Source organism: Pseudomonas edaphica (genome assembly GCF_005863185.1).
GTDB lineage: Bacteria > Pseudomonadota > Gammaproteobacteria > Pseudomonadales > Pseudomonadaceae > Aquipseudomonas > Aquipseudomonas edaphica.
In genome coordinates, this window is sequence record NZ_VBVZ01000237.1 from 1 (window position 1) to 8,915 (window position 8,915).

The following is an 8,915-nucleotide window of genomic DNA, read 5'->3' on the forward strand; positions in this document are numbered from 1 at the left end:
GTTCCGTGACGTTGCGATTCACAGCATTCATACACAGCGGCCACCCAACTAAGGCCGCCCTCTTGTTATCAAATAAACAGCCTCGGGTAGTTAACCAGGAAGTTGTACGGCCCTGCGCGCTTTAAAAATAGCCGGGCCACACTTACATCAGGAGAATAACCATGGTAGCGAAGGTAGAAACGACCCCAAAGGACGCCGCGGTCACTAATAAGAGCTCTGTCGCTGCCTGGGAAAAGTCCGTAAAAAAAGCCGCCGCCGCGCCCAAAGACGAGTTGGGCAAAGGCCAGAAACGCCCCGAAGGTGACACCCGCTCGGCCCAGCAGATCATCGATGACACGCCCCTGCTTGACCAACTGGGCAACCAAAGCGGTGTGAAGGACAACCTTAAAAAACAGGTCGGTGATTTTGATAAAGATGCGGATGCCGCCTATCGCGCCTCCAAGGTGCTGGAGCACGTGGAATACATCGACGAAGACGGCAAGCTCACCGATGGCAAGGAGGTCGGCAACCACAGCATCGACGGCTTCACCAAGGACGGCGAAGCCCGGCATGGCACCGAGGCGGGCCGTTTGCAGGACTTTGGCAAGTATGGGTATTCGAGCCTGCGCGGCGAAGTGGTCAAGTCGGACCTGGGCGACAAACAGAAACGCCCCGACGGTGACACGCGTTCGGCCAAGGAGATTATCGACGCCACGCCCCTGCTGAAAAACCTCGGAAACCAGAGCGATGTGAAGGACAACCTCAAGAAGCAAGTGGGCGACTTCGAGACCGACGCCGACGCCGCGTACCGCGCCACCCAGGTGTTGGAACATGTAGTGAGCATCGATGAAAACGGCAAGTTGCTGACCGGTTATGACGCGCGTAACAAAGACAACGACAGCATTGATGGCTTCACCAAAGACAAAGAAGCCCGGCACGGCACCGAGGCCGGCCGCTTGCAGGATTTCGGCAAGTACGGCTACTCAAGCCTCAAGGGCGACCTGAAGCACGTCAAGGACGCGACGCACACCGACAAGGCCGCGCCACCCGATGAGCCACAGGACGTGCAGGCCCTGCGCGACAAATACAACATCCCCACCTTCGGCGCCGAAGGGCTGATGGACATGGAGCTGCCCAACGACAAAACCGTGGGCGGCCAGACGGCCGAGAACTTTGTGCAGGGCATCCGCGATGACATCAAGAGCGGCAAGCTGACCGAGGACTCGGATGAAGCCAAGATCGTCAAGCTGATGGACGCCCAGGCCGCACTCGACAGTGGCTATGACCTGTACGGCTACGCCGAGAGTATCAACCTGGGCAGCGGCACTTACCGTGAAACGGATAAGAGCCCGACCAAGTTGAACGGCAAGGACGTCAAGGAGATGGTCGACGAGGACAAACTCGCCAAAGAAATTTCCACACTCATGGGCAAAGAAGGCATTAAAGACCGTTACGACGTAGAACTTAAGAACAGTGTCGGCAGCTTGTCGCAAGATCGCTTGAATGAAGTTCGCGAGCAAGTGTTCCCGGCATTGTTCAAAGACGGCACGCGTGATGCCAACTTGAACTTCGAAGACTATGTAATTGCCATGAATGACTCTGGCGACCCAAAGAAATCCGAAATGGCCGAGTTAGACGTAGACCGTTATTTTGAATCGCTGCGCATCCTCGAACCGGACAGTTACACCGCACGCCGTCAGACATTTGACCAGAACATGATGACGCACCAGCTCAACACCTACATGGAGAACCCCGACAAGGTTTCGCCGGAAAATGCCGAAAGTGGGTTGAAAGCCTCGTTCACGATGATCAAGGGCGGTATCAACGCCGTCCTCGGTGGCCTGGACAAGGGCGACAAAACCTACGACATGTACAAAAAGATGAAGGATGAGATCGACATCCTCGACGGCCATATCAAAGGGCTGACGCCGGCCGAAAACAAACAGATCGCAGCGGCCATTCGTCTCGCAGCCGCCAGCGGCGATCCGAAAGCCATCGACAAGGTGGTCGACACCCAGTTGAAGGGCTTGGGCGACAAACGCGAGGCGGCCGCCGGCTCCCTGAAGACGGTGTTGCACACCGCCAGTTCCACCGGCGGGCTGAGTGCCATGGCGGGCACCATGAACCTGGTCAGCGGCGCCCTGCAGCTCGCCAATGGCGGCGGCAACATGACCGACGACCAGAAAATCGCCGCCGCCAAAGACCTGGTCGCCGGCTTGAGCTTTACTAACGACTTCCTCAAGTTCGGTTCGAACATTGTGGAAACCCTGGGAGGCACTAAACCCTATGAACCTGACGTGGATAAAGACGGCAAAGGCCCGGCAAAAATCAAAGCCACTGAATGGCTGGGGCTGATCGACGAAAACCTGCCGGATATCTGGGGCAAGAAAGCCACCGAAAAATCCGACGCACTGGCTGCCTCCATCAGCACCCAGGTTAAAGAGTCGTCCGAAACCCTCAAGAAACTCGACGTGGGCAACCTGTCGGCCGATGAGGTCAAGGAGTACGACAACGCGGCCAAATCCCTTGGCGAACACATGGGTGTCAAGGACATTCCCGGCAAAGGTAGCCCGGCGTCAAAATCCGAGATTGCGATCGCCTCCGGGCGCTCGTTCCTGCGCTTTATGGGCGGCGCCGGCCTGGATTTGACCGGCGGCGTGATGGACATCGTTTCCGGCGCACGCAAACTCAAAAATGCCAAGACCGCACTGGAAAAAACCGACGCAGCCTTCACCCTGGGCGGGGGTGCATCCGGTACTGGTATGGCCATTGCCAATACCATCGCGATGTTCGCCCCCAAAGGCGCTCACCTGGCTGGCAAACTGGCCGGTGATGTTGCCGCCACCGTGGTACGCGGGCTCGCCATCGGCGCCCGTATTGCTGGCCCGGTTTTCGCCGTGGCCGGTGTGATCTTCGGGGTGGCAGGCACCTTGATCGCAGAGGCGGTCGAGCATGCCAAAATGCAAAAGCTCACCGACTCCCAAGGCAAGTTCTTCAAAGACCTCGCCGCTGCCGGCGTGACCAAGGACGACTGGGGCGACAAGCTCGAATACGCGCGTTATGCCACCTATATGTACGGCGGTCGCGACACGCCGGACGACAAATCGATGTTCGAGTACCAGTCGGACGAATGGAAACACTTCAAGGAAACCGAAGACAAAAAAGGCAGCTCCCTGACGCGGCTGGCACCCTACCTGCACAAGGACAGCGACCCCGACAGCAAGAACTTGTGGGAAAAATTCCTGGCCGGCGGCACCAGCTCCAGCGGCCCCCATGGCAGTGAACGGCATACCGATGACTGGCGGCCCTGGGGTAGCACGGACATGGATGCGGGCAAGCAGGAAAGGGCCTGATTTTATCCACTCAACGGTTGCAGCCTGCCTGAACGGCAGGCTGTAACGGTTAAACGCACCTAACCCGCCAGCTCCCGCTCAATCTGCTCAATGCTTGGCAAACTGGTTTGTAGCTCTGCCGGTAAAGACTCCACCAACTGATACTCCGCCACGCCGATCGGCCGGTTGTTGTCGCGCAATGCGTATTCAGCCACCACTTCATTTTTGCTCTTGCACAACAACAGGCCGATGGTGGGCCCGTCCTGCGGGTGTTTAAGCTGAGCATCCACTGCCGACAGGTAAAAACTCAGCTTGCCGAGGTGTTCGGGCTTGAATTTGCCTGTCTTGAGTTCGATTACTACGTAGCAGCGCAGCTTCAGGTGATAGAACAACAGGTCGACGAAAAACTCATCACCGCCTACATCCAGCAACACCTGCTGCCCAACAAAGGCGAAGCCGGCGCCCAGTTCAAGCAGGAAGTCGGTGACGTGCTTGATTAACGCGTTTTCTATATCGCGCTCCTGCGCATCCAAAGCCAGGCTGAGGAAGTCGAAGCGATAAGGATCCTTGAGCGATTCGCGCGCCAGGTCGGATTGGGGCTTGGGCAAATGGTCTTCAAAATTGCTGACGGCCTTGCCACTGCGCTCCAGCAGGCGATGCTCGATTTGCATCACGAGCGTGCTACGTGACCAGTTGTGTTCAATTGCCTGGGCGACGTACCACCGGCGCGTTTCGGGGCCGGGGAGTTTGTCTAGAAGCACCACATTGTGGCCCCACGGCAATTGTGCAGCAGCCTGTTGCACAAATTCGGCATTCGGCCACGCCTCGGCAAAAGCGCGCATATATTTGAGGTTGCGCGGCGAAAAGCCCTTCATCTTGGGGAAGGCCGCGCGCAAGTCTTGGGCAAGGCGATCAACCACCTTGCTGCCCCAACCCTGCGCGGCCTGGCGGGTCAGAATATCGTGGCCGATCTGCCAGTAAAGCAGCACCAGTTCGCGGTTCACCGCCAGCGTTGCTCGCTGCTGGGCCGTATGGATGCGCAGTTTAAGGTCGCTCAACCAGTCGCTGTAGCCCACAGGAGGCGTGATCAAGCCGATGGAGGTTTCGCTCATGCCCGTTTCACTCTTGACTGGAGAGGCACAGGCTAGTCAGTGGTTTTTACCGTCACAAGGGGCCGCGAGCGCTTCAGGAAGGGCCTTGCACAGATCACAGAAACGTCCTGCTGGCCTTTGCAAATCGACGCATTGCTGGGCCGTGCCTTGACTCTCCCCTATACAGCACACCCTACCCTGAAAGGCCCACTTTCAGGCTTCGGCACCATGACTCAGCGCATCCTGCTCATTCTCGGCCACCCCTCCAGCACCAGTTTTTGCTCAGCCGTCGCTGATACCTACATCCACGCGGCGACAATCGCCGGCCACGAGGTACGCGTCCTGCGGCTAGGCGAACTGGCTTTCGACCCGGTCCTGCATAACGGCTATGCCCTGCCCCAAGCCTTGGAACCCGATTTGCTCAGCGCCCAAGCCGATATCCTCTGGGCGACTCATCTGGCGTGGGTTTTCCCGATCTGGTGGGGCGGCATCCCGGCATTGATGAAAGGCTTCATCGACCGTATTTTCCTACCCGGCTTTGCCTTCAAATACCGTAAGGGCAAGGCTTTCCCGGATAAGCTGCTGCAGGGCCGCACCGCCCATTTGTTGGTGACCCTGGACACGCCGCCGTGGTATTACCGCTGGGTCTATCGCATGCCGGGGATTCATCAGATGCGCAGCACGACCCTGGCCTTTTGCGGCATCAAGCCGACCAAGACGCTGATGTTCGGACCTGTACTGGGATCAACCGCAACGCAGCGCGACACGTGGCTCAAACAGGTCGGCGCACTATTTGAAAAAAGGAGTTTTCATGTACATCGGCAAAGCCGCGCAGTTGTCGGGCACGACCATCAAGGCGATTCGCCATTATGAAGCGATTGGCCTGCTGCCAGCGCCACAGCGTGCGGGGCGTTATCGGGTTTACTCGGCGCAGAGTGTCGAGTTGCTGACGCTGATCAAATGCGCCCAGCAGTTGGGGTTCAAGCTCAAGGAGTTGCAGGGGATTTTGCACGGGCACGAGGGCGATGCGTTGCCTTGGGAAAGGGCAGACCAGGCCATCGCCAGCAAGAAGTGCGAACTGGCCGGGCAGATTGCCGGGCTGCAGAAAATGCAGGCCGGGTTGATGGCATTTGAAGCGCAGCTCAAGGACGCACAGGGGCAATACTGCGGTATGCGCTGAGCCGAATAAAATGCCTAATCGGCTCACGAAATGAGCCGAATAAGCATTTTATTCGGCTCAACGGCAGACCAGTGACAGCCCCGCTCATTTGCCCAGAATCCCCATGTCTGCTAGTGTCGCGCCGGTTTACCGTCTACCGGATTAGCCGCCATGGCCCGCAAAAAAGTTGCACTCGATTTCGAACAATCCCTCGCCGACCTGCAAACCCTGGTTGAGCGTCTGGAGAACGGCGAGTTGTCGCTGGAAGACTCGTTGACGGCGTTTGAGCAAGGCATCGGCCTGACGCGCGACTGCCAGAGCGCGTTGGCGCAGGCAGAGCAGAAGGTGCAGGTGTTGCTGGAGCGCGACGGGGAGTTGGCCGAAGAACCTTTCGATGCGGAACAGCCCGAATGATCGATGCGTATCAGGCCAGCAGCCAGGCCCGGGTCAATGCGGCACTCGAACCTTTGTTCGTAGCGCCAGGCCCGCAGATGAAGCGCTTGTATGAAGCCATGCGCTACAGCGTGATGAACGGCGGCAAACGTGTGCGCCCGCTGCTGGCGTATGCGGCCTGTGAAGCCCTGGGTGCGCCGGCCGAGCACGCCAATGGCGCGGCGTGTGCGGTTGAGCTGATTCATGCCTATTCCCTGGTGCATGACGATTTACCGGCCATGGACGATGACGATCTGCGTCGCGGCCAGCCCACCACCCATAAAGCCTTTGACGAAGCCTACGCGATCCTCGCCGGTGACGGCTTGCAGAGCCTGGCGTTCAGCGCCTTGCTGGACCCGCGCCTGAACAGCGTGAATGCCGAGATCAGCCTGCGCATGGTCACGGCCCTGGCCTTGGCCGCAGGCCCGGCCGGTATGGTCGGCGGGCAGGCCATCGACATGGGTTCGGTCAGCCTCAAGCTCGACCAGAAAGCCCTCGAACATATGCACCGTCACAAGACCGGCGCGCTGATCGAAGCCGCCGTACACTTGGGCGCCCTGGCCAGTGGCCGCGCCGAAGCTGCGCAGTTGGCGGCCCTGCAGACTTACTCCCGGGCCATCGGCCTGGCGTTTCAGGTGCAAGACGACATTCTCGACGTGGAAAGTGACACCGCCACCCTGGGCAAACGCCAAGGCGCGGATATCGCCCGGGACAAACCGACTTATCCGGCATTGCTGGGCCTTGATGCCGCCAAGGCTTACGCCCTGGAACTGCGCGACCAGGCCCTGGACGCCCTGCGACCTTTCGACGCGGCGGCCGAGCCACTGCGCGACCTGGCGCGGTATATCGTCGAACGCCGCCACTGATAAGCGCGGCCTTTCGCGCCGCATATCGGCCAAGTTCGGCGCCCTGCGTGGGCAGTTTGCACCGCTTGAGGTAAACTGCCGCCTCTTCTATACCTATAACGATTCGCCTGATGCCCACGACGTTTCAAGAGATTCCCCGCAAGCGCCCGTCCACGCCCCTGCTCGACCGTGCTGTCACGCCGGTTGGCCTGCGTCGACTGGGTGAAGCCGAGCTGGAAACCCTGGCCGATGAGTTGCGCCTGGAATTGCTCTACACGGTCGGCCAGACCGGTGGGCATTTCGGTGCCGGGCTGGGCGTCATCGAGCTGACCATCGCCCTGCACTACGTGTTCGACACGCCGGACGACCGGCTGGTGTGGGACGTGGGCCATCAGGCGTATCCGCATAAAATCCTCACCGGTCGCCGCGAGCGCATGGGCAGCCTGCGCCAGAAGGACGGCCTGGCCGCCTTCCCGCGCCGCTCCGAGAGTGAGTACGACACCTTTGGCGTCGGCCACTCCAGCACCTCCATCAGCGCCGCGCTGGGCATGGCGATTGCCGCCCGCCTGCAAGGCAGCGATCGCAAGGCGATTGCGGTGATTGGTGATGGCGCGCTGACCGCCGGCATGGCCTTTGAAGCACTGAACCACGCGCCGGAAGTGGACGCCAATATGTTGGTGATCCTCAACGACAACGACATGTCGATTTCGCGCAATGTGGGTGGCCTGTCCAATTACCTGGCAAAAATCCTTTCGAGCCGCACCTACGCCAGCATGCGCGAAGGCAGCAAGAAGGTGCTCTCGCGCCTGCCCGGCGCGTGGGAAATTGCCCGGCGTACCGAAGAATATGCCAAGGGCATGCTGGTACCCGGCACCCTGTTTGAAGAGCTGGGCTGGAATTACATCGGCCCGATCGACGGCCATGACCTGCCGACCCTGATCGCCACGCTGCGCAATATGCGTGACCTCAAGGGCCCGCAGTTCCTGCATATCGTCACCAAAAAAGGCAAAGGCTTCGCTCCGGCAGAAGTCGACCCGATTGGTTACCACGCCATCACCAAGCTCGAACCCGTGGATGCGCCCGCCGCTGCGCCGAAAAAAGCCAGCGGGCCGAAGTATTCCGGCGTGTTTGGCGAATGGCTGTGCGACATGGCCGCCGCCGACCCGCGCCTGGTGGGCATCACCCCGGCGATGAAGGAAGGCTCCGACCTGGTGGCGTTCAGCGAGCGTTTCCCGCTGCGCTACTTCGATGTGGCAATTGCCGAGCAACACGCGGTGACCTTCGCCGCCGGCATGGCCTGTGAAGGCGCCAAGCCGGTGGTCGCGATTTACTCCACCTTCCTGCAACGCGGCTATGACCAGCTTGTTCACGATGTGGCGGTGCAGAACCTCGACGTGCTGTTCGCCATCGACCGCGCAGGTTTGGTCGGCGAAGACGGCCCGACTCACGCCGGCAGCTTCGATTTGTCCTACCTGCGCTGCATCCCCGGCATGCTGGTGATGACCCCGAGCGACGAAAACGAACTGCGCAAGATGCTCAGCACCGGCCACCTGTACAACGGCCCGGCTGCCGTGCGCTACCCGCGCGGCAACGGCCCGAATGCGGTAATCGAGAAAAACCTCGAGCCGATCGAGATTGGCAAAGGCATCGTGCGCCGCCAGGGCAGCAAGGTCGCGTTTCTGGTGTTCGGCGTGCAAGTGGCCGAAGCCCTGAAGGTCGCCGAGAAAATCGACGCCACCGTGGTCGACATGCGCTTCGTCAAACCGCTGGATGAGACCTTAGTGCGTGAAATCGCCGCCAGCCATGAACTGCTGGTGACCGTCGAAGAAAACGCCATCATGGGTGGCGCCGGTGCGGCAGTCAGTGAGTTCCTGGCGCGGGAGAACATCCTCAAGTCGGTGCTGCACCTGGGCTTGCCGGATGTGTATGTGGAACACGCCAAACCGGCGCAGATGCTGGCCGAATGTGGCCTGGATGAGGCCGGGATCGAGGCTTCGGTGCGCGCGCGCATGGCGCTGCTGGGCCTGTAAAACACTCATAACATGTGGGAGCTGGCTTGCCTGCGATAGCATCACCT

At 59.9% G+C, this 8,915-nt stretch carries 7 protein-coding genes; 6 read left to right on the plus strand and 1 reads right to left on the minus strand.

What is annotated here, in order from left to right:
• Positions 1–161 precede the first annotated feature (161 nt).
• A complete protein-coding gene (locus FEM54_RS16750) occupies positions 162–3,332 on the plus strand; it encodes a hypothetical protein (RefSeq protein ID WP_138451996.1) in 3,171 nt (1,056 codons plus the stop codon).
• A gap of 59 nt (positions 3,333–3,391) precedes the next feature.
• Here the strand turns inward: FEM54_RS16750 and FEM54_RS16755 are convergent, their stop codons facing one another.
• Positions 3,392–4,423: a PDDEXK nuclease domain-containing protein gene (locus FEM54_RS16755; protein ID WP_138451999.1), complete on the minus strand. Its 1,032-nt coding sequence runs from the start codon at positions 4,421–4,423 to the stop codon at positions 3,392–3,394.
• 207 nt (positions 4,424–4,630) lie between these two features.
• On the opposite strand from FEM54_RS16755, the gene FEM54_RS16760 reads away from it, so the two are divergent.
• The 5 genes from FEM54_RS16760 to dxs all read left to right on the plus strand — a co-directional run bounded on the left by FEM54_RS16760 (position 4,631) and on the right by dxs (position 8,868).
• Positions 4,631–5,275 carry an NAD(P)H-dependent oxidoreductase gene (locus FEM54_RS16760; protein ID WP_138452001.1) on the plus strand — a complete coding sequence of 215 codons (645 nt, stop codon included), beginning with the start codon at positions 4,631–4,633 and terminating at the stop codon, positions 5,273–5,275.
• A complete protein-coding gene (locus FEM54_RS16765; RefSeq protein WP_017136005.1) occupies positions 5,214–5,582 on the plus strand; it encodes a MerR family transcriptional regulator in 369 nt (122 codons plus the stop codon). The genes FEM54_RS16760 and FEM54_RS16765 overlap by 62 nt, the downstream gene beginning before the upstream one ends.
• A 150-nt stretch (positions 5,583–5,732) precedes the next feature.
• Positions 5,733–5,975 (plus strand): exodeoxyribonuclease VII small subunit, encoded by a 243-nt coding sequence (locus FEM54_RS16770; protein ID WP_003176346.1) that lies wholly within the window; start codon positions 5,733–5,735, stop codon positions 5,973–5,975.
• Positions 5,972–6,859, plus strand: a complete 888-nt coding sequence (locus FEM54_RS16775; RefSeq protein WP_138452003.1) for a polyprenyl synthetase family protein — start codon at positions 5,972–5,974, stop codon at positions 6,857–6,859. Before FEM54_RS16770 ends, FEM54_RS16775 begins: the two co-directional genes overlap by 4 nt.
• Positions 6,860–6,969: 110 nt before the next feature.
• Positions 6,970–8,868, plus strand: coding sequence for a 1-deoxy-D-xylulose-5-phosphate synthase (gene dxs / locus FEM54_RS16780; RefSeq protein WP_017136004.1), 1,899 nt, complete (start codon positions 6,970–6,972; stop codon positions 8,866–8,868).
• Positions 8,869–8,915 lie beyond the last annotated feature (47 nt).